18 protein-coding genes, 4 tRNA genes and 2 pseudogenes are annotated in these 19,201 nt (G+C 60.7%); 10 read left to right on the top strand and 14 right to left on the bottom strand.

The window, feature by feature from the left end:
- Positions 1 to 6: 6 nt before the first annotated feature.
- From B7L72_RS17820 to B7L72_RS17810, 3 genes and pseudogenes are all read right to left on the bottom strand, one after another.
- Positions 7 to 1,677 carry an AMP-binding protein gene (locus B7L72_RS17820; RefSeq protein ID WP_081195701.1) on the bottom strand — a complete coding sequence of 557 codons (1,671 nt, stop codon included), beginning with the start codon at positions 1,675 to 1,677 and terminating at the stop codon, positions 7 to 9.
- 195 nt (positions 1,678 to 1,872) lie between these two features.
- Positions 1,873 to 2,657: pseudogene (locus B7L72_RS17815) on the bottom strand (class II glutamine amidotransferase).
- A gap of 28 nt (positions 2,658 to 2,685) precedes the next feature.
- The gene (locus tag B7L72_RS17810; RefSeq protein ID WP_081195700.1) at positions 2,686 to 3,111 is read right to left on the bottom strand and encodes a hypothetical protein; all 426 of its coding nucleotides are present in this window, start codon (positions 3,109 to 3,111) and stop codon (positions 2,686 to 2,688) included.
- Between the two features lie 62 nt (positions 3,112 to 3,173).
- On the opposite strand from B7L72_RS17810, the gene B7L72_RS17805 reads away from it, so the two are divergent.
- The gene (locus B7L72_RS17805) at positions 3,174 to 5,276 is read left to right on the top strand and encodes a S9 family peptidase (RefSeq protein WP_081195699.1); all 2,103 of its coding nucleotides are present in this window, start codon (positions 3,174 to 3,176) and stop codon (positions 5,274 to 5,276) included.
- Positions 5,277 to 5,335: 59 nt separating this feature from the next.
- Here B7L72_RS17805 and B7L72_RS17800 read toward each other — a convergent pair whose 3' ends face one another.
- Genes B7L72_RS17800 through grxD form a run of 8 tightly spaced genes read right to left on the bottom strand, consistent with a single transcriptional unit; the run spans position 5,336 to position 11,168 of the window.
- Positions 5,336 to 5,794 (bottom strand): YcgN family cysteine cluster protein, encoded by a 459-nt coding sequence (locus tag B7L72_RS17800; protein ID WP_016914341.1) that lies wholly within the window; start codon positions 5,792 to 5,794, stop codon positions 5,336 to 5,338.
- Positions 5,795 to 5,836: 42 nt separating this feature from the next.
- The gene (locus B7L72_RS17795) at positions 5,837 to 6,418 is read right to left on the bottom strand and encodes an acyl carrier protein phosphodiesterase (RefSeq protein WP_016914342.1); all 582 of its coding nucleotides are present in this window, start codon (positions 6,416 to 6,418) and stop codon (positions 5,837 to 5,839) included.
- Between the two features lie 10 nt (positions 6,419 to 6,428).
- Positions 6,429 to 6,722, bottom strand: coding sequence for a YcgL domain-containing protein (locus tag B7L72_RS17790; protein WP_081195698.1), 294 nt, complete (start codon positions 6,720 to 6,722; stop codon positions 6,429 to 6,431).
- Entirely contained in the window at positions 6,719 to 7,852 is a 1,134-nt protein-coding gene (gene rnd, locus B7L72_RS17785; RefSeq protein WP_176212912.1) for a ribonuclease D, read from the bottom strand. Before rnd ends, B7L72_RS17790 begins: the two co-directional genes overlap by 4 nt.
- A gap of 51 nt (positions 7,853 to 7,903) precedes the next feature.
- The gene (recR, locus tag B7L72_RS17780) at positions 7,904 to 8,509 is read right to left on the bottom strand and encodes a recombination mediator RecR (RefSeq protein WP_081138363.1); all 606 of its coding nucleotides are present in this window, start codon (positions 8,507 to 8,509) and stop codon (positions 7,904 to 7,906) included.
- 3 nt (positions 8,510 to 8,512) lie between these two features.
- Positions 8,513 to 8,839: a YbaB/EbfC family nucleoid-associated protein gene (locus B7L72_RS17775; RefSeq protein WP_016914346.1), complete on the bottom strand. Its 327-nt coding sequence runs from the start codon at positions 8,837 to 8,839 to the stop codon at positions 8,513 to 8,515.
- Between the two features lie 38 nt (positions 8,840 to 8,877).
- Positions 8,878 to 10,785, bottom strand: a complete 1,908-nt coding sequence (dnaX, locus tag B7L72_RS17770) for a DNA polymerase III subunit gamma/tau (protein WP_081195696.1) — start codon at positions 10,783 to 10,785, stop codon at positions 8,878 to 8,880.
- A 32-nt stretch (positions 10,786 to 10,817) separates the two neighbouring features.
- Entirely contained in the window at positions 10,818 to 11,168 is a 351-nt protein-coding gene (gene grxD, locus B7L72_RS17765) for a Grx4 family monothiol glutaredoxin (protein ID WP_016914348.1), read from the bottom strand.
- A gap of 220 nt (positions 11,169 to 11,388) precedes the next feature.
- Here grxD and argF point away from each other — a divergent pair.
- Positions 11,389 to 12,308 (top strand): annotated as a pseudogene (gene argF / locus B7L72_RS17760) (ornithine carbamoyltransferase).
- A 129-nt stretch (positions 12,309 to 12,437) separates the two neighbouring features.
- Here argF and B7L72_RS17755 read toward each other — a convergent pair.
- Positions 12,438 to 12,513 (bottom strand) — tRNA-Ala (locus B7L72_RS17755).
- A gap of 173 nt (positions 12,514 to 12,686) precedes the next feature.
- Here B7L72_RS17755 and uvrY point away from each other — a divergent pair.
- The 7 genes from uvrY (at position 12,687) to nadB (ending at position 17,951) form a co-directional block, all read left to right on the top strand.
- On the top strand, positions 12,687 to 13,337 hold the full coding sequence (gene uvrY, locus B7L72_RS17750; RefSeq protein WP_016914350.1) for a UvrY/SirA/GacA family response regulator transcription factor: 651 nt from the start codon (positions 12,687 to 12,689) through the stop codon (positions 13,335 to 13,337).
- A 46-nt stretch (positions 13,338 to 13,383) separates the two neighbouring features.
- Entirely contained in the window at positions 13,384 to 15,198 is a 1,815-nt protein-coding gene (uvrC, locus tag B7L72_RS17745; protein WP_016914351.1) for an excinuclease ABC subunit UvrC, read from the top strand.
- A gap of 100 nt (positions 15,199 to 15,298) precedes the next feature.
- Positions 15,299 to 15,847 carry a CDP-diacylglycerol--glycerol-3-phosphate 3-phosphatidyltransferase gene (gene pgsA, locus B7L72_RS17740; RefSeq protein WP_081195695.1) on the top strand — a complete coding sequence of 183 codons (549 nt, stop codon included), beginning with the start codon at positions 15,299 to 15,301 and terminating at the stop codon, positions 15,845 to 15,847.
- An 82-nt stretch (positions 15,848 to 15,929) separates the two neighbouring features.
- Positions 15,930 to 16,004: transfer RNA gene (locus B7L72_RS17735), tRNA-Gly, on the top strand.
- Between the two features lie 26 nt (positions 16,005 to 16,030).
- Positions 16,031 to 16,104 (top strand) — tRNA-Cys (locus tag B7L72_RS17730).
- A 32-nt stretch (positions 16,105 to 16,136) separates the two neighbouring features.
- Positions 16,137 to 16,223 (top strand) — tRNA-Leu (locus tag B7L72_RS17725).
- 132 nt (positions 16,224 to 16,355) lie between these two features.
- Entirely contained in the window at positions 16,356 to 17,951 is a 1,596-nt protein-coding gene (gene nadB, locus B7L72_RS17720) for an L-aspartate oxidase (RefSeq protein WP_081195694.1), read from the top strand.
- Here nadB and B7L72_RS17715 read toward each other — a convergent pair.
- Complete coding sequence (locus B7L72_RS17715; protein WP_232710797.1) at positions 17,948 to 18,346, bottom strand: hypothetical protein; 399 nt, start codon at positions 18,344 to 18,346, stop codon at positions 17,948 to 17,950. The two genes, nadB and B7L72_RS17715, sit on opposite strands and share 4 nt — an antisense overlap.
- The gene (locus tag B7L72_RS17710) at positions 18,306 to 18,599 is read right to left on the bottom strand and encodes an FAD assembly factor SdhE (RefSeq protein ID WP_081138353.1); all 294 of its coding nucleotides are present in this window, start codon (positions 18,597 to 18,599) and stop codon (positions 18,306 to 18,308) included. The genes B7L72_RS17715 and B7L72_RS17710 overlap by 41 nt, the downstream gene beginning before the upstream one ends.
- Positions 18,600 to 18,764: 165 nt before the next feature.
- Between B7L72_RS17710 and B7L72_RS17705 the strand changes: the two genes are divergently transcribed.
- Positions 18,765 to 19,118, top strand: a complete 354-nt coding sequence (locus tag B7L72_RS17705) for an integration host factor subunit beta (protein WP_254893852.1) — start codon at positions 18,765 to 18,767, stop codon at positions 19,116 to 19,118.
- The last annotated feature ends 83 nt before the right edge of the window (positions 19,119 to 19,201 follow it).

Raw genomic sequence — 19,201 nt, 5'->3', positions numbered from 1 at the left:
AATGTATCAGGCTTGGTTGGTTTCCTGGTCGCGCAGCTGGCGACGCAACACTTTACCCACATTAGTCTTGGGCAGCTCATCACGGAACTCGACGTACTTGGGTACCTTGTAGGCGGTCAGCTCCTTTTTGCACCAGGCGCGCAGCGTCTCGGCATCCAGCTGACTGTTTTTCGACACGACGAAGAGCTTGATGGCTTCGCCGGAGTTTTCATCGGCCACCCCGACGGCAGCCACTTCCAGCACGTCGGGATGCGCGGCCACGACGTCTTCCACTTCGTTGGGATAGACGTTGAAACCGGACACCAGAATCATGTCCTTTTTGCGATCGACGATCTTGATATAGCCATCATCTTGAAGAACGGCGATATCACCGGTGTGGAACCAGCCCTGCTCATCGATGGAGTTACGCGTTTCGTCTTCACGCTGCCAGTAGCCTTTCATGACTTGAGGCCCTTGCACGCACAGCTCCCCTGGCTCACCGAACGGCACGTCGTTGCCCTCGCTGTCCACCACCTTCACCGCCGTACCTGCCACGGGTTTGCCGATGGTGCCCAGTTGAATGGCGTCGTTGGGGTTGAAGCTGACGATGGGAGAGGTTTCTGTCAGCCCGTAGCCCTCGGCAATCGGGCAGCCGGTGATCTCTTCCCAGCGCTGAGCGGCTGCCTTGGTCAAGGCCATACCACCGGAAATGGTCAGCTTGAGTTTCGAGAAGTCGAGCTGGCGGAAATCATCACGGTTGCACAGGGCATTGAACAGCGTGTTCAAACCAATGAAACCGGTGAACGGCAGCCCTTTCAATTCCTTGACGAAGGCTGGCAAGTCACGCGGATTGGTAATCAGCAGCGAGTGGTTGCCGGTTTCCATCAGGAACAGGCAGTTAACGGTAAACGTGTAGATGTGGTACACCGGCAGCGGCGCAATGACCAGCTCTTCACCATCGGTCAGATTCTCGCCAATGGCCGAGCGTGCCTGCAGCATGTTGGCCACCAGGTTGCGGTGGGTCAGCATTGCCCCTTTGGGCATGCCCGTGGTGCCACCGGTGTACTGCAGCGCGGCCAGATCTTCCTGGGTGCGGTTTACCGGGCGATGGGTAAGCGAAGCGCCCTTCTTCAGGGCATCGCGAAAGCCAACCGCGCTGGGCAGCGAGTAGGCGGGCACCATTTTCTTGACGTGCTTGACTACGGCATTGATCAGCCAACGCTTGGGCACGTCGTGCAAATCCCCCAGCTGGGTGACCAGCACGTGCTTGATGTCGGTCTTGTCCAGCACCTTCTCGAGCTTGTCGGCCATATTGGCCAGAATCAGGATGGCCTTGGCATTGGAGTCCTTGAACTGGTGAGCCATTTCACGCTCGGTGTAGAGCGGGTTGGTATTCACCACCACCAGACCAGCACGCAGCGCGCCAAAGACGGCCACCGGGAACTGCAGTACGTTGGGGAGCTGGATGGCGATTCGATCCCCCGGCTCCAGATCGGTTTCATGCTGCAGCCAGGCGACGAAGTCCGCTGACAAGCGGTCCAGGTCGGCAAAGCTGAGCGTCTTGCCCATACAGGTAAAGGCAGGCTTCTGGGCAAAGCGCTTGACTGCCGAGTGGAATACATCAGTGACCGAGTCGTACTGCTCCAACCCTTCAAGCGCTGGGCCGCGTAAAATGAGGTTGCTGGCGTGTTCGCTCATGGGGAATCTCCGCTATCCGTGTCGATGCTGTACCGACCTTGTTATTGTGGCAAGGCTATCAAGTGAGTCCTGAACGCCAACCATATACGACGTCCGGCAGACTGTAAAACGAACGATTGAAACTTGCGCTTCAACTTTAGCTTAAAGCCCTTCCAGCCTCGCCAGGCTCCATGTCATGCTATCTCTTTAGCATAGTCAGGATGTTGGACCGTAGCGGGCACGGATTTCTCCCCCATGCCATACCAGCAGTTCACCCGGCGCCATGCGCTGCCAGGCTTCGTTGTGGGTCAGGGGCTCGGTGGCCACCACCGAAACGATATCGTTGGGCGTGGTGTGCTCGACGAAATTCACCGTCATCTCGGCATCCGACAGCTCCGCCTGCCCAAACGGTGCCCGTCGGGTGATGTGCGCCAGCTTGGTAGAGCAGTAGCTATACAGATAAACACCGTCCGAGAGCAGCAGATTGAACACCCCCAGCCCGCGCAGCTTTTCACACAGCGCGTGCAGGGTTTCCCAGAGCACGTCAGGAGACTCAGGGGGCGTGGGGAAGCGCTGGCGCAGCTCGCCCATCAGCCAGCAAAAAGCATGCTCACTGTCGGTACTGCCCACGGGGGTGTAGAGCCCCAGCGGAAGCTGCTGCCAGTCACTCAGTTGCCCGTTATGGGCGTAGCACCAGGGCCGCCCCCACATCTCACGGGTAAAAGGGTGCGTATTGGCCAGCCGAACGCCCCCACGTTGGCCTGGCGGATATGGCTGATGACCACATGGGACTTGATCGGGTAGTCGCATATCAGCCGCGCGATGGGCGAATCCACGGAAGGGTGAGGATCGCGAAACTCTCGATAGCCGCCCTCTTCATAGAACGCAATGCCCCAGCCATCGCGGTGGGGCCCCGTGCCGCCGCCTCGGTACAGAAACCCCGAGAAGCTGAAGCAGATATCCGTGGGTACATTGGCGCTCATACCCATCAACTCACACATGACAACGCCTCCCTGGCCGCTTGGGAGTTCAACGAATCACCGGCTCACGGCGGCGAACAGGCTGTGGCTCTTCGGCGCGCTGACGCCGCGCTGGGGCTTCTTCGACCGGCATCGGACGGCGCCACCACCACACTACGATGCCCACGCAAGCGCCCAGCGCCATACCCAGCAATGCCCACAGCAAACCGCCGCGTAAACCGCTCACGCCATGTTCGAAAAAGCCCATCGCCGCTACCATGGCCGAGGGCGCCCAGCCCGTATAGAACTCGCCCTCTTCCACCAGCGGCAAGCGGTAATTGGCCGGCATCCACATGATGCCCGCCACGGCCCAGGTGATGGCCAGCCGGGGCAGACGCGGTAACCAGGCCAGCGCAAAGTAAATGGCCATCATGACCAGCAGCGAGAGCCCGTAATAACTTAGCCACAGCAGTGACATTGAGTCAGCAAACAGCATAATACCCCTCATGTGGGTGGAAGCACCCGACGTTGATTTCCCGTTATGGTACCTGTCAATTTATGAAAGCACAGCCTGGTATGTACGAAGGCTCGCCCGTAGCACGCTATTATCGCGCCGATGACCCTGAATGGCACTGGTTGGAATCCCGTGACGCACCAGACGTTCAAGCTTTTTTGGCCGACGCCAATCAGCAGCATGCCGACTGGTTTCGCCCTTTGGCGCCGCTGGCCGACGCCCTCTACCATTCACACTTGGCACGGCGCGAGCTGGCGGTCAAAAGCCTGGCCACGGTATTGGATCACTTCACCTGCTGGAGCGAAACGAGAGCCGACGACGACTACCCCTGCTGGTGGCGCCATCCCAACGGCCAGCCCCAGCGTAGCGAGTGCTTTCTGGATGTGCGCGAGCGCGCAGCAGGGCAGCCGTTCTACGATATGGGGGACATGGCCCTCTCCCCCGACGAACAGTGGCTGGCCTGGACCGAAGACACCCAAGGGGATGAGCGCTACACCCTCTGGCTGAAAGCGTTGCCCAACGGCACTCCCCGCCAGCTGCTCGAAGACATCGGGCCGTCGGTGTGCTGGGCAGAGGACCAGACCCCCCAGGGCGCGACGCTGCTGTTTACCCGCTTTGATGATACCCAACGCCCCGATAGCCTGTGGCGACTGTGGGTAGGGCTCCATAGTGACGCCCAGGTCGACACCGACACTCAGGCTAGCGCGCCGACACTGATCCTGCGTGAAGACGACCCGGAGTTCTGGCTGGGCGTTGGCAAGACCCGCTCGCGTCAATGGCTGATCATCGAGAGCGGCTCGAAAGATACCACGGAGGTCCACGCCCTGCCCGCCCACCAACCCGCCGCGAGCCCAGTATGCCTGCATGGGCGCACGAGTGGCGTGGAGGTCAGCATCGACCATCGGCCGGGGGCTTTCTATCGGCTCCACAATCAGTCAGGGCCACACTTTGCCCTGGATGTACGTGCCGACACACCGGAAGATACGGGCTGGCAAAGCCTGCTGCCCCCGCGGGAGGACGCCACGCTGGAAGGAGTCGATGCGTTCGCCTGGGGGCTGATCGTGGCCGAACGCAGCCATCAGGAAGCTCAGGTGCGGTTGAGGCAACTGAGCCTGGCCGAAGATGGCCATACGCTTATCGAAGATCACTACCTGGCGCTACCCAACACGCCTGCCTCGCAGCTTCTGGAGGACATGCCCCACTTCGATGCCCGCACGCTCCACTTGCGGGAAGAGTCTTTTACTCACCCGCCCCGCTGGTTTGCGCTGAACCTGGACAGCGGTGAGCGCACGCTCCTCAAGCAAGTACCGGTACACGGCAGCCTCTCCCCCGAACAACTGGTCAGCCGACGGATCTGGGCCACCAGCCACGACGGTGAACAGGTGCCCGTTTCCGTGGTCATGCGTGCCGATCTGGCCGGGCAGCCTCTGCCGACGCTGCTATATGGCTACGGCGCCTATGGCGAAGCGCTCGACCCCTGGTTTTCGATTGCCAGGCTGGAGCTCCTGGAGCGCGGCGTGGCCTTTGCCGTGGCCCACGTACGCGGCGGCGGCGAGCGCGGCGAACCGTGGTACCTGACAGGCAAGATGGCCAACAAGGAAAACAGCTTTCATGATTTCCTGGCTGCCCGCGAGGTACTGGTGTCCGAGCAGGTCAGCCAGCCTGAACGGATCGTCGCCTGCGGTGCCAGCGCGGGCGGGCTGCTGGTGGGTACCTGCCTGAACCGGGCACCAGAGGCGTTCTGCGCTGCCGTGCTCGACGTGCCCTTTCTGGATGTACTGCGCACCATGCAGAATCCCGAGCTGCCGTTGACCACCGCCGAGTACAGCGAATGGGGCAACCCTGAGAGCAACGACGTCCGCGAGCGGATCGCTGGCTACTCTCCCGTGGATAATATTCGCCCTCAGCGCTACCCGGCGCTATGGATCGAGGGCAGCTGGTTCGATACCCGGGTCAGCTATTGGGAGCCCGCCAAGTTCTATGCTCGCGTGACCCAGGCTCAGCAGGGAAGCGCCCCGATTCTGCTGCACACCGACATGACCAGCGGCCACGGCGGCGCCTCCGGCAGATTCAAGGCCTGGCGCGACGCGGCACGCCAGGATGCCTTCATTCTATGGGCGTTGGGTCTCGTGACAATGCCTGAATAAAATGAGCCAGCGGCGATGGTCCTGCCATGGATGGCAGCGCATTGCGTTTCGGTTGGCGGTCAGGACATGGGAATGACCGCAATGATATGCTCTTCGAGATGCCGTTCCGGCACCTCATCCTGTGATACCGCAAAGCCTCTGACGCTCACTCCCTTACGATGCACTCGCTCGGCGTCGTTGCTCAACAGCGGATGCCAACCCGCCAACTTGCGCCCTTCGGCCACCCGACGGTAGCCACAAGTATGCGGCAGCCAGGTAAACTCTTTTACCAGCGCTGGCGTCAGCTGCGTGCAGTCCGGCACGCTGGCAAAGCGATTCTCGTAATCACTGCATTGGCAGCTGTGTAGATCCAACAGCCGACAAGCAACGTTCAGAATAGCCAATTCCTGAGTGTCATCGTCATGCAGCTTCAACAGGCAGCACTGGCCACAGCCATCGCAGAGCGCTTCCCACTCTGGCGCGGTCAACTCCTCCAGCGGATAGCGCTCCCAGAAGCGCTCACGCAATGTGGTTTCCATGTTCGGTTCTCTTTCGGGTAGGTGCGTGATCGCCCACGCCGATCAACGGGCGCTGGTGTCGTTGCCGCTGCTGGTCAAGTGCGCCTGACACTCGCGCCACAGCACGCTGAAGTCAGCCTCAAGAAGGGCGTAATCATCGTATAGCCAGGGGACCAGCTCGGCCAAACGATTCGGGCCTGTCAAACGCCTGCCGATGCCTGCCACCGCCTGACAAGTAAAGTCGAAGTCGGCGTAGCGGCGCAACCAGTCCTGTTCGACCAGCACGGGCATCATGCTGGCCAGCCGTTGGGGAGCAGGCCTGGCCGACAGTAGCTGGTAACAGCGCTCGATGAGCTGATGCTGCCGTTCACCCGCCTGCTGCTGGGCAATGAAGTGGTCCCACACCAGATCGAGGGCAATACCGGCATAGCGGCGCTGTTGCCTGGGAGCCCGATGACGGGCAGCCAGCACCCGGGGGTGCTGATCCACCCAGGCATCCACACGGCGGTGATGGCGAATGCCGTCGGCCACGCTGGTCGGCCAGCCGGAAAGGTCTCTGCCCTTGACCCCATCGGCAATCAGGTTGCCGTAGAGAAAACCATCGTTGCCGGGGCGTGCCAACCAGGCATGGGCCAGAAAATTCATTCTGGCATCATCACGAGCGGCAGGCAGATTCAGCGCGATGCAGGTCCAGCAGGTACGGCTCCTTGGCGGGGGGCATCTGCAGGTAGAACCCCTGCTCTTCAATGGCCGCCATGACATCGCGGGCGGCCACGCGTGCCAATGACTTCTCCTCGGTCAGGATCATGGTCAGCACCGGGACGGGCTTGCCGAAAGTCGCCATCAAGGCCTCGGGCACGTCTACCAGGCCCTTGCGCTTGTCCACGTAAAGGTACATCTCTTCTTTTCGTGAGCTTCTAAAAATCTCGCAAAGTAACTTCTCGCTCATTCCGACGTTTCCTCTAAGGCTCGTTGAAGGTCCTGACCCAGACAGACTCCGCGCCAACCGTGCAGCTCATCGAGCGGCTCGCCGGCCATGGCCTGCATGACCAGCGCTTCGATATCACGACGACGAAGCAGCATTTCCGGCGCAATCCCCAGGGCCGCAGCCTTTTCTGCCACGACCTGCTTGATGGCCTTGAAGCGGCGCTTGAAAGGCGGTTGCATGGGGTCAGGCCAGCGAGCAGGCAAGGCGCTTTCAGGGCAGTGTTGCGCCTGCTTCACCCAGCCTAGCAGGGCATCACCCTCCTTCTTGACCAGCGTGGGCTTGACGCCCTCCACCTCTGCCAGCTCATAGCGATTACCGGGCATTTTTTCGGCCACGGCAAACAACAGCTTGTCGCTGACCAGCCAGTTGCGCGGCAGGTCACGCCGCCGGGTCTCCCCTTCCCGCCAGATGGTCATCAGCCGATACGCTTCCAACTGGCGTGGTGCCAGACGCCACAGCTGACGCTGACGGGTATACCACTGGCCATCGCTCTCTTCGTCACGACCTGCCTGCTCGATGAGTGCTGCACACTCTTCCTCGACCCAGCCAAGCCGCCCAAGCTCGGACAATTGGGCGGCCTGACGCTTCCAGACCTGCAGCAGGTAGGTCACGTCCAGCGCGGCATATTCACACTGCGACGCGGTCAAAGGCCGCTCCAACCAGTTGGAGCGAGTCTCTTCCTTGGGCAGCGTGTCACCTATCCAGTGCTCTACCAGCTTCTGATACCCCATTCCCGGATTCTCGCCCAGAAAGGCTTGCGCCACTTGGGTGTCGATCAGCGGCGTCGGCAGCGTTCCCGCCCAGTGCTGAAACACCTCGAGGTCTTCGCTGCAGGCATGCAGCAGCTTGGGAACCCGACTCTGCAACAGAGCCTTGAAAGCGGGCGTACAGGGCGTCACCAGGGGGTCTACCAGATAGGCGGTTTCACCCCCGGCAAACTGAATGAGCGCAGGCACGGGAAAGAAGGTGTTCTCACGAAAGAACTCGGTATCCAGTGCAATGACCTCTGCGCTGGCCACCTGCTGGCAGGCGGCATCCAGCGCCTCGGCGCTGTCGATCCATTGGTACAAGGAGGAGGTTGAAGAGGACAATTCGAGTTTCCAGGTTGTCACAACCGCCTTGGCGCTTGCGTTTTATCCGACTTAATCGCTAGCAAAAGGCTGACGACCGTTAAAGGCACGGCTCAGAGTGCCACCATCCACATACTCGAGTTCCCCCCCCATGGGCACACCGTAAGCAAGACGAGAAAACGCCACGCCGTACTGGGCAAGCTGGGCGGCGATGTAGTGCGCCGTCGCCTCGCCTTCTACCGTGGGGTTGGTGGCCAGCACGATCTCGCGAATGTGCCCTTCGGCCACTCGGCTTTCCAGCAGCGCCAAGCCCAAGGCATCAGGGCCTACACCGTCCAGCGGTGAAAGATGACCATGCAGCACGAAGTAGCGACCCTGAAAGCCGCCCGCCTCTTCGATGGCGAGCTGATCCGCTGGCGATTCGACCACGCACAGCAAGCTGTCGTCGCGGCGCGGGCTCTCGCACAAGGCGCATATGTCGGCCTCGGTGAGGGTGCGGCAGTGCTGGCAATAACCCACGTCTTCGATGGCACGCAGGATCACCTCGGCAAGCCGCTGCCCGCCGGGGCGCTCACGTTCCAGAAGGTGCATCGCCATGCGCTGGGCCGTCTTGGGCCCAACGCCGGGCAGCACGCGAAACGCATCCATCAACTGCTCTACGAGGGGGGAAAAGCGCATGGATCAGAACGGCATCTTGAAGCCGGGCGGAAGGTTAAGGCCCGCCGTTGCCTCTTCCATTCTGGCTTTCGAGTTGGCTTCTACCTTGCGCACAGCGTCGTTGACGGCCGCGGCCAGCAGGTCTTCCAGCAACTCCTTGTCTTCCTCCATGACGCTTTGGTCGATGGCCACGCTGATCACATCGTGGCGGCCGTTCATGACGACCTTCACCATGCCAGCGCCCGCCTCACCATGCACTTCTGCCTTGGCGACCTCTTCCTGAGCGCGCTGCATTTTTTCCTGCATTTCCTGGGCTTGCTTCATGATGTTGCCCATTCCGCCTTTGAACATGCGGTGATCTCCTGAGTGATATGACTGAAGTGATGGGGTCAAGAGTGCGATGCGGGTTTTACCGTCGACTCAATCAGCGTAGCCCCAAAAGCGTGACGTAACTTCTCAATATTGGGGTCACGATAAAGTAGATCAACCGCTTCGGCATGCCGCTCTTGTTGAAGACGCTCTTCCTGCTGCCGTGGAGTTTCGATACCCGCGTCCAGCGCTGCCACCTCAAAGCGTACTTTTTTGGGCAGACCAATCCCGGTCAACGCGCGTTCGATGCGCTGGTTGTGCACCTCAGCCTGCATGGCCGACTGCGATGGGTCCAGGCGCAGCACCAGCGTGGCGCCATCATCGCTTTCCACCTGGCAGTGTGCCGCGAGGTTGCGGGTCAACCCTCCGAGGCCCAGCGCATCAAAGCATTCCAGCCATCCGGCATGATCCAGCGGGCCTGCCGACGAGGGGGATGCCGACGGCGTAGCCTGGGGATGCGGGTGTATTGGCGCTGGCTCTGGCTCTGGCTCTGGCTCTGGCTCTGGCTCTGGCTCTGGCTCTGGCTCTGGCTCTGGCTCTGGCGCGAGCATGGCGGCCTGATTCACTTCGTCAAGCGACCAGGGGGGCGGCTCCTCTGTCGGCTGCGCCACAGCAGAGCGACTCTCTGGTGAGCGACTCTCTGGTGCGTTTTGGGGCGGCTCAGCAGATACCCGCTCAACAGGCGTTTGCGGCGGTGCAGCCTGCGCAGCGGACGGCGCAGGCTCAGGCTTTTTTACCTCGGGCTCAACGGCCGGGGGCTGAGCAGCCGGGTCCACCGCCGGTTCACGACGCAGCGGCAGCGGCACCGTGGGCGGTTTTGGAACCCCTTGCGGGCGAAACGCCAGCATCCTCAACAGCGTCATTTCCAGCGCGCTGCGCAGGTCAGGGGCATGCGCCATGTCACCCCGCCCCTGGATGCCGATCTGGTAGTAAAGCTGCAGGTCTTCGGCGGTAAAGCGCCCAGCCAGCTGCTGAATCTGGGTGCGATCACCGTGGCTGTTATCCACTGCATCGGGCAGCATCTGGGCAACGGCCAGCCGGTGCAAAATGGCGGTCAGCTCATCCAGCACGGCGGCAAAGTCCGGCCCCTGCTCGGCGAGCTGAGCGACCTCCTGCAGCAGCTGTTGAACGTCCACGTTCGCCAGCGCCTCTACCAGCGCCAGTACGTGACGGTGATCCAGCGTACCCAGCATGGCCGCAACATCGCCATGGCGTACCGCCCCCTGACCAAAAGCAATGGCTTGATCGGTCAGACTCATGGCATCGCGCATCGAGCCCGCCGCAGCCTTGCCCAGCAACCAAAGCGCACTCTCATCGTACTCGACGCCTTCTTTACCCAGCACGAAGCTGAGGTGTTCGACCACCCGCTCAGGTGGCATGTGCTTCAGAGTGAACTGCAAGCACCGGGAGAGCACGGTGGCAGGCAATTTTTGCGGGTCAGTGGTCGCCAGCAGAAACTTGACGTGGGGCGGGGGTTCTTCCAGTGTCTTCAGCAGCGCATTGAAGCTGCTGGTCGACAACATGTGCACCTCGTCGATCAGATACACCTTGTAACGCCCCTGGGTAGGCGCGTACTGAACGTTGTCCAGCAGCTCGCGGGTATCTTCGACCTTGGTTCGCGACGCGGCATCGACTTCGATCAGGTCGACGAAGCGCCCCTGATCAATCGCCTCACAGCTGGGGCACTGGCCACAAGGGGTCGACGTGACGCCCTCGTCACCACGCCCATTGGCGGTGCAGTTCAGGCACTTGGCCAATATCCGTGCCAGGGTGGTCTTGCCGACGCCACGCGTGCCGGTGAACAGGTACGCGTGGTGCAAACGCCCCTGGTCAAGAGCATTGACCAGGGCGCGCTGGACATGGGCCTGCCCCACAAGCTCGTGGAATGTGCGTGGCCGCCATTTACGGGCCAGAACCTGATAGCTCATGGAGCAAAACTTCCTTGGGCGCTGTTCTTGGGTTAGGCGTCGGTGCCGTTTTCAGCAGCGCCTGCACGCTGGGCAGCTTGCTTGATCAACTTCTCGAGTTCGCCACTCTGGTGCATTTCCATCACGATATCGCATCCGCCGACCAGCTCCCCTTCTACCCACAGCTGTGGGAAGGTAGGCCAGTTGGCAATTTTAGGCAGTTCGGCACGAATATCGGGATTGTCCAGCACGTTGACGAAAGCAAAACGCTCACCGCAGCTCATCAGCGCCTGAACCGTCTGCGCAGAGAAACCACACTGCGGCAACTGAGGCGTGCCTTTCATGTAGATGAGAATCGGGTTTTCAGTGATTTGACGCTGGATATTGTCAGCCGTGGTGCTCATGGGATGCTCCTCGATAAAAGATATGGTCTCTTCCAGTGTACGCAATTCGGCCACTGGCTTTAACCCTGCGACCGGGTCATCGTCAGTCTTGATCCTGCAGGTCAATACCTGAGCAAACGACTCGGTCCTATTGCGTGGCGGATATTCTACGCATGCCGCTTGCGTTGCGCATCCCCTGCGGCCTCGCTAGGATGGTGTTTTTGCGCGGAGAGACGTCACCATGGCGACACGCCATTTCCTTACCCTGCTGGATTTGACCCCTGAAGAGCTGGACTATCTGATTCAGCGCGCCATCAAGATCAAGACGGATCTCAAGGCCAACGGACCGGTTTACACGCCGCTGCCCAACCGCACTCTGGCGATGATTTTCGAGAAGTCCTCCACGCGAACCCGTGTTTCCTTCGAGACCGGCATGGCCCAGTTTGGTGGCCACGCCCTGTTTTGTCTCCCCGCGACACCCAACTGGGCCGCGGCGAGCCCATCGAAGACACCGCCCGCGTGCTGGCTGAAATGGTCGATGCAGTGATGATCCGCACCTTCTCCCATGCAGGGCTGGAAGCGTACGCCAGCGCCAGCAGCGTGCCGGTCATCAATGCCCTCAGCGACGACTACCACCCCTGCCAATTGCTGGCAGACGTCATGACCTGGACCGAGCTGCGCGGCAGCGTCAAGGGCAAGACCGCCGTATGGATCGGCGATGGCAACAACATGTGCCACTCGTGGATCAATGCTGCCCGCCAGTTCGGTTTCCGCTTGAGAATTTGCTGCCCGGAAGGCTACGAGCCCCGCGACGACATCATGCAAGCCGCCGGCGACTGCATCACTCTGTTGCGCGACCCACAGCAAGCCGCTCAAGGCGCTGACCTGATCACTACCGACGTCTGGGCCTCCATGGGCCAGGAGCAGGAGCAAGCGAAGCGAGAAGCCGATTTCGCGGGCTTCCAGGTAACCGAAGCGATGCTCGATAGCGCTCACGCGGACGTCCTGTTCTTGCACTGCCTGCCAGCACATCGCGGCGAAGAGATCAGCCATACGCTGCTCGACGACCCCCGCGCCGTGGTCTGGCAAGAGGCAGGCAACCGTCTGCACGCACAAAAAGCCTTGATCGAGTTTCTGCTGCTGGGCAAGGTAGACGCCTAGTGACGACAATGCCTGCTCACCCTGTGAGCGGGCATCGGCAGCGCAAGAGCTGGATGGCAAGCAGCCATACCGCCATATGAAACACGCAACAAAAAAACGCCGCGTAAGATACGCAGCGCTTCGAAATTTTGGTGGAGCCTAGCGGGATCGAACCGCTGACCTCAACACTGCCAGTGTTGCGCTCTCCCAGCTGAGCTAAGGCCCCACACGCTGCCATTGCGGCAGCGGTGCGAATATTACTCCAGCACTTGCGTGAGGTCAAGAAATAAAGTGAACAAGCATTGACTAATTCTCCTTTGCCAAGAGCTGTGGCACTCTATACCCACGCAGCGTGCGTATCGCCCTAGTTCACGATGATTACCTGCAGGAGCCAGTCCCTTGATCAACGTTTTAATTGCCGATGATCACCACCTGGTGAGAACCAGTATCGCCCACCTGCTGAACGAAGAGAGCGATATCAAGATTGTGGGTGAAGTGGATGATGGCGAAACCTCAGTGACGCAAAGCCGACAATTGAAGCCCGACATCGTGCTGATGGATATTCGCATGCCGGGCATCGGCGGCCTAGAAGCCACCCGACGCATCAATCGCACGCTCTCGGACGTAAAAGTCATTATCCTCACGGCACACCTTGAAGATAGCGTACTGCGGCGCATGCTCGAAGCAGGCGCATCCGGCTTTCTCAGCAAGGGCGCCGACGCCACGGAAATGACCGAGGCCATCCGCCAGGTGTTTCACGGACGCCGCTATGTCAGCCAGGAAATCGCCCAGCGGCTGGCCCTCTCTCACTTCGACGATGAAGACAATCCTTTTAGCCACCTCTCGCATCGCGAACTGCAAATCGCGCTGATGATCGTCAACTGCCAGCGCGTACAGGACATCTCGGACCGTTTGCACCTGAGCCCTAAAACCGTCAATACCTACCGCTACCGCCTGTTTGACAAGCTACAAGTGGCTACCGACGTAGAGTTGACGCACCTAGCTCTGCGCCACGGGCTGGTGGAGGGCTTTGACGCCATCCTGGGATAGACCTACCATCGCTGCTTCTGCCCATGAGAAGCGCCGTTGATTCGCCATGCCCTTTGATGCCAAGCAGTTCCTCAGCTCCGTCAGCGCCTCTCCCGGCGTCTATAAAATGCTCGACGAACAGCAGAACACGCTCTACGTCGGCAAGGCCAAACGCCTCAAGGCACGCCTGGCCAGCTATTTCCGCGGCCAACTCAATGCCAAGACCCAGGCCATGGTCTCGCGCATTGCCGATATTCAGATCACCGTCACGCGCAGCGAAACCGAAGCGTTACTGCTGGAACAGACGCTGATCAAGGAACTACGCCCGCCCTACAATATCCTGCTGCGGGACGACAAATCCTATCCTTTCGTATTCGTGACCGACCGCCACCCCTACCCCGCTCTGGAGTACAAGCGCGCCCGGCAACGGCGTGGTGACGGCAAATACCTCGGCCCCTACCCCAGCAGCGGCGCGGTCAGGGAGAGCCTGACCCTGATGCAGAAAATCTTTCGTATCCGCAACTGTGAAGATAGCGTCTTCGCCCATCGCTCCCGTCCGTGCCTGCAGTACCAGATCGAACGCTGTAGCGCCCCCTGCGTGGACTACATCTCACAGCCAGAGTATCAGCGGGATGTCGACCATGCGGTCATGTGTCTGGAAGGCAAGAGCGAACACGTCACGCAGCTACTCACCGCAGAAATGGAGGCGGCGAGCCGGGCGCTCGATTTTGAAGAAGCCGCCCGCCTGCGTGACCAGATCCAGCAGCTGCGTCAAATGCAGCAGCGCCAGTTCGTCGATAACGAGAGCGGCGATGCAGATATTTTTGCGCTGGCTCAACGCCCCGGCGCACTGGGCATTTCCATCCTCAGCGTCCGCGATGGGCGCCTGCTGGGCGCGCGGCATCACACCCCCAAAAACGACCTTGACCTCCCCCCTGAGGCACTGCTGACCGAAGTGGTCAGCCAATACTATTTCGGCCAGCCCCATAGCGTGCCCAGCGAAGTGATCACCAATCTCCCGCTGGAAGACAGCGCGCTGATTGCCGACGCGCTTGCCCAACAGGCAGGCAAAAAAGTCCGCGTGACCCACCAGGTACGCGGTCATCGTGCCCAGTGGCAGCACCTGGCCATGACCAATGCCGAGCAGCAGCTCGCCTCGCAGTTGGCCAACACCACGCAGCTCACCGAACGCTTCACGTCACTGCAGCAAGCGCTGGGGCTACCCTCACTGCCGGAGCGTCTGGAGTGTTTCGACATCAGCCACAGCCAGGGCGAAGCCACCGTGGCTTCCTGCGTGGTGTTCGACCATCAGGGGCCACGCAAGAGCGACTACCGCCACTTTCGCATCGAAGGCGTGGCCGCAGGCGATGACTACGCCGCCATGCAGCAGGCGCTCACGCGACGCCTCAAGCGCGTAAAAAGCGGCGAAGCCATTGCACCTGACGTGCTGATCGTGGATGGTGGCAAGGGGCAACTGAACATGGCACGGCAAGTGCTGACCGACCTGCAGGTAACAGGGATCGTGCTGCTGGGCGTCGCCAAGGGCACCACGCGCAAGGCTGGGCTCGAAACCCTGTTTCTGGAAAGCAGCGACAACCCGCTGGTACTGGAGCCCGCGTCACCTGCCCTGCACCTCGTTCAGCATATTCGTGATGAGTCGCACCGCTTCGCCATCGCCGGGCATCGCGCAGCGCGTGACAAGGCGCGGCGCACGTCCACCCTGCAGGATATTCCCGGCATCGGCCCCAAGCGGCGCCGCGAATTGCTCAAGTTTTTTGGCGGCCTGCAGGGCGTGCAAAAGGCCAGCCGTGACGAACTCACTCGGGTGCCGGGCATCAGCGCCGCCCTGGCAGAGACGATTTATGTCACTCTGAACGGATAAAGCGGTGGTTAACATGGATGCAATGCGCCAAGGGGGATAGAATGACCGGGCACATTACACTCCGACTTTCATGATTCTCCGGCAAGGATCGCGCCCTGCGATGAATATACCCAACATACTGACACTGGCACGAATCGCGTTCATCCCACTTCTGGTAGTGCTTTTCTACCTGCCCTTTGGCTGGAGCATGCCGATGGCGGCCGGGCTGTTTGCCCTGGCATCGGTGACGGACTGGCTGGACGGCTATCTTGCCCGCCGCTGGAACCAATCGACACCGTTTGGCGCGTTCCTGGACCCGGTGGCCGATAAGCTGATGGTGGCCGTGGCGCTGGCGTTGCTCATCGAACGCTTCGACTCCGTGGCCCTGACGCTTCCCGCGCTGGTCATCATCGGCCGGGAAATCGTCATTTCGGCCCTCCGGGAGTGGATGGCCGAAATGGGCAAACGCGGCATGGTGGCCGTATCGTGGATCGGTAAGCTCAAGACCACGCTGCAGATGGTCGCCATTCTGGTACTGCTTGCGTTTCCGCCAGGCCATGAGATGGCCATGCTGGGCGTGGCCATCCTGTATGCCGCGGCGACCCTGACCTTGTGGTCCATGATTCAGTACCTGCGCGCGGCATGGCCGCACCTTAGCCGCTCGATGTAATCGGGCTAAGCTCGCTTTTTTAAGCACTTAACGAATTGATTGACAATCGCTGGGCGATGCGTATAATTCGCCCTCGAGTCAAGCGGGAATAGCTCAGTGGTAGAGCATCGCCTTGCCAAGGCGAGGGTCGGGAGTTCGAATCTCCTTTCCCGCTCCAATTTGGTTCAATCCAATGACTTGTCAGGCTGGATGGCAGAGTGGTTATGCAGCGGACTGCAACTCCGTGTACGCCGGTTCGATTCCGACTCCAGCCTCCATTTCCCAGTGTATCGATTTTTTTCGACACACTGCCCGGATGGCGAAATTGGTAGACGCAAGAGACTTAAAATCTCTCGGAGGTAACTCCGTGCCGGTTCAAGTCCGGCTCCGGGCACCAATATGCAAGACAACGACGCTGCGAGATCATCTGATCGACGCGGCTTTTTTTGTGTCTGGCCATCGCCTATCATCTGTTCTTTTTGATGCTAGCCATCCACTTGCACTTGTTAGTCATGGAGGAGCGGGGCCAATGAGCACGTCAACATCCGACATCGTCATTATTGGTGGCGGCGTCGCCGGCCTCACGCTGGCACTGGAAGTGGCCGACCAACGATCGGTGCTGCTGGTGCGCCCCGCCCAGGACGACAAAGGGGCCAGCCGCTGGGCCCAGGGCGGGATTGCTGCCGTCCTGTCACCCGACGACCAGCTCGAAGACCATGTCCAGGACACGCTCATTGCCGGGGACGGCCTGTGCGATGAAGCGGCCGTACGCTTTACGGTCGACCACGGCCCCCAGGCCATTCAGTGGCTCATCGACAACGGTGTGCCGTTTACCCCAGACCCGGACCCCAGCGCCCGCTACCGCTTCCACCTCACCCGAGAGGGCGGCCATAACGCAAGACGCATCATTCATGCCGACGATGCCACAGGCCGCGCCGTGGTCGATACGCTGCTGGACAAGGTCACTGCCCACCCCAACATCACCCAGCGCAGCGACCTGACCATTCTACACCTGCTCCAGAACGCCTCTGGCCACTGCCTGGGCGCACTGGGCATCGATAGCGGCGGCAATCTTCACCACCTGCTGGCTACGCATACGGTACTGGCAACGGGCGGCGCCAGCGGCCTGTATCGCCATACGACGACCCCCGCCCCCAGCAGCGGTGAAGGTATGATGATGGCTGCCGAGCTGGGCGCAACCCTGTGCAATCTGGAGTTCCAGCAGTTTCACCCCACCTGCCTGTTCGATCCTGACGGCCCTGCGTTTCTGATCAGCGAGGCCGTGCGTGGAGAAGGTGGCCACCTGCTCAACGAAGCGGGAGAGCGCTTCATGCTGGCGCTGGATGCGCGTGCCGAACTGGCCCCTCGGGACATTGTGGCCCGCGCCATCGATGCCAACATTCAGCAGGGTACGCTGGGGCACGTCTGGCTGGACGTCCGCCATCTGGGCGACACCAACCTACGCCACCACTTCCCGACCATCCTGGCCCACTGCGCATCACGGGGCATCGACATCACCCGGGAACCCATTCCCGTGGTGCCCGCCGCTCACTACAGCTGCGGCGGCATTGCCACCAACAGCGCAGGCGCGACCGACGTGGCAAACCTTTACGCCATCGGCGAGTCCGCCTATACCGGCTTGCACGGCGCCAACCGCATGGCCAGCAACTCTCTGCTGGAGTGTCTGGTCTACGCCCGCAGCTGCGCCCTGCACCTGCTCGACCAGCCGCAGCCAGCGACCTGCCAACTACCTGAAGCGCTGGCTAACAGACCCATTGATGCGCGCACTATGGTAGACCGGAACGCCCTGGACGAGCTGCGCAACGCCATGCGTAGCGTGATGAGCCAGCATGTTTCCATTGTGCGTAGTCAGCAGGGCCTGAACACCGCCTATGCAGCGTTGGAGAACATGGTGCTGAATCTGAAAGCGCTGGATCCTGAGCGGCGGCACCCCGACAGCCTTCAGCTAGGCCAGGCACTGGCGCTGGCACAGTTGACGACGCTGGCAGCCTTACAGCGTCATGAGTCACGCGGCCTGCATTACTCCACCGATTGGCCCTCGGCCCAGCCAGACAGCCAACCTTCGCGACTGACGCTGGACGACCTGCCCAACGCCAGGCGCTAACGACCAGGACGGTGCAGGCAGCGGCGCAGCTGGCGCTGCTCTGCGGCAGGCAGACTGTCAGGCCATATCCAGATACGCTGCCTGCCGACACGCAGCCCCACCAACCAGGGCCCCAGATAGTCACAGCGCACAGGCTGCTCGGGGCCCAGTTCACCAGTAGGCAACAACCAGCTTGCCGCCCAGTGTTGCCCTGTATGCACAAGCTGCAATGTTCCTGCCGGCTGACGGCAGCGGCTGACCCACCACACCGCCAACCCCACCACCAAGGCCACCCCGATCCAAGCAGCGCTGACGAGGAGCATCAGCACCGCCATGCAGCCCATCAACAATGCTGCATGAACGCCGCTGGCCACGTTAGAGCGTACGATAGGCAGTGTTATCGGTGGCTTCTGCATGCTCGACGATCATTTGGACCATTTGGCGCAGCTCCGGATCCTCCGGCCACTCGCGGTGCATTAGCCAAACGAACAAATCCTGGTCTTCTTCTTCGATCAACCGCTGGTAGGTCTGCTGCTGCTCATGGGTGAGTGACTCGAAGCGTGCTTCCAGAAACGGAATCAACAGCAAGTCCAACTCCCACATGCCGCGCCGGGAGTGCCAATAGAGCCGCTTGCGCAGCACAGCTGCTGGGGATGTATCGTCGTTCAACGCCACTTCTCCACGTAAAGGGAATGAAAAGGCAGTATACCGGAGCGACAGGGTCGCGCCAGCGCTCGGCTTCGCCTATGCTGTTACTCAGCCTTGAGCTCACTAAGCTAGTACCTTGTTTTATCTGAATTGTTTTATGCCGTTTGGCGAAGTATGCTGATTTCGATGGTGTCGAGGTCGCATGCGCAAGAACGGCCTTTAACGTTTGCAGGGAGCCAACCGATGACCAAATCTGAACTAATCGAACAAATCGCGATGCGTCAACCGGAGCTGTCCGCCAAGGAAGTCGAAACGGCGGTGCGTATCATCCTCGATGATATGACCGATGCCTTGTCCAGCGGCGGGCGGGTCGAAATACGTGGCTTTGGCAGTTTTTCACTTCACTACCGCGAGCCACGCACCGGCAGAAACCCCAAGACGGGCGACCCAGTGGAACTGGACGGCAAATATGTCCCCCACTTCAAGCCCGGCAAAGAGCTCCGGGAACAGGTGGATGCCAGCCGAGCGCTAGGCTATTGAACCTGAGCAAGCGGCCCCTGCGACGTTCTTCAGGATGACGTCACGCTTGGACTCAGCCACAATAGCACTACCGTGAACGCCAC

Source organism: Halomonas sp. BC1 (assembly GCF_002078135.1).
Lineage (GTDB): Bacteria > Pseudomonadota > Gammaproteobacteria > Pseudomonadales > Halomonadaceae > Vreelandella > Vreelandella stevensii.
This window is presented reverse-complemented; position numbering and strand designations above follow the sequence as displayed.

What these genes read in the sequence shown, in the direction of transcription:
- dnaX (WP_081195696.1), bottom strand. Translation starts at nt 10,785, where the DNA reads ATGAGCTATCAGGTTCTGGCCCGTAAATGGCGGCCACGCACATTCCAC.
- B7L72_RS17800 (WP_016914341.1), bottom strand. Translation starts at nt 5,794, where the DNA reads ATGGAAACCACATTGCGTGAGCGCTTCTGGGAGCGCTATCCGCTGGAG.
- B7L72_RS17715 (WP_232710797.1), bottom strand. Translation starts at nt 18,346, where the DNA reads ATGCAGAAGCCACCGATAACACTGCCTATCGTACGCTCTAACGTGGCC.
- B7L72_RS17705 (WP_254893852.1), top strand. Translation starts at nt 18,765, where the DNA reads ATGGTGTCGAGGTCGCATGCGCAAGAACGGCCTTTAACGTTTGCAGGG.
- B7L72_RS17775 (WP_016914346.1), bottom strand. Translation starts at nt 8,839, where the DNA reads ATGTTCAAAGGCGGAATGGGCAACATCATGAAGCAAGCCCAGGAAATG.
- B7L72_RS17820 (WP_081195701.1), bottom strand. Translation starts at nt 1,677, where the DNA reads ATGAGCGAACACGCCAGCAACCTCATTTTACGCGGCCCAGCGCTTGAA.
- nadB (WP_081195694.1), top strand. Translation starts at nt 16,356, where the DNA reads ATGAGCACGTCAACATCCGACATCGTCATTATTGGTGGCGGCGTCGCC.
- pgsA (WP_081195695.1), top strand. Translation starts at nt 15,299, where the DNA reads ATGAATATACCCAACATACTGACACTGGCACGAATCGCGTTCATCCCA.
- B7L72_RS17795 (WP_016914342.1), bottom strand. Translation starts at nt 6,418, where the DNA reads ATGAATTTTCTGGCCCATGCCTGGTTGGCACGCCCCGGCAACGATGGT.
- recR (WP_081138363.1), bottom strand. Translation starts at nt 8,509, where the DNA reads ATGCGCTTTTCCCCCCTCGTAGAGCAGTTGATGGATGCGTTTCGCGTG.
- B7L72_RS17790 (WP_081195698.1), bottom strand. Translation starts at nt 6,722, where the DNA reads ATGAGCGAGAAGTTACTTTGCGAGATTTTTAGAAGCTCACGAAAAGAA.
- B7L72_RS17810 (WP_081195700.1), bottom strand. Translation starts at nt 3,111, where the DNA reads ATGCTGTTTGCTGACTCAATGTCACTGCTGTGGCTAAGTTATTACGGG.
- B7L72_RS17805 (WP_081195699.1), top strand. Translation starts at nt 3,174, where the DNA reads ATGAAAGCACAGCCTGGTATGTACGAAGGCTCGCCCGTAGCACGCTAT.
- grxD (WP_016914348.1), bottom strand. Translation starts at nt 11,168, where the DNA reads ATGAGCACCACGGCTGACAATATCCAGCGTCAAATCACTGAAAACCCG.
- uvrC (WP_016914351.1), top strand. Translation starts at nt 13,384, where the DNA reads ATGCCCTTTGATGCCAAGCAGTTCCTCAGCTCCGTCAGCGCCTCTCCC.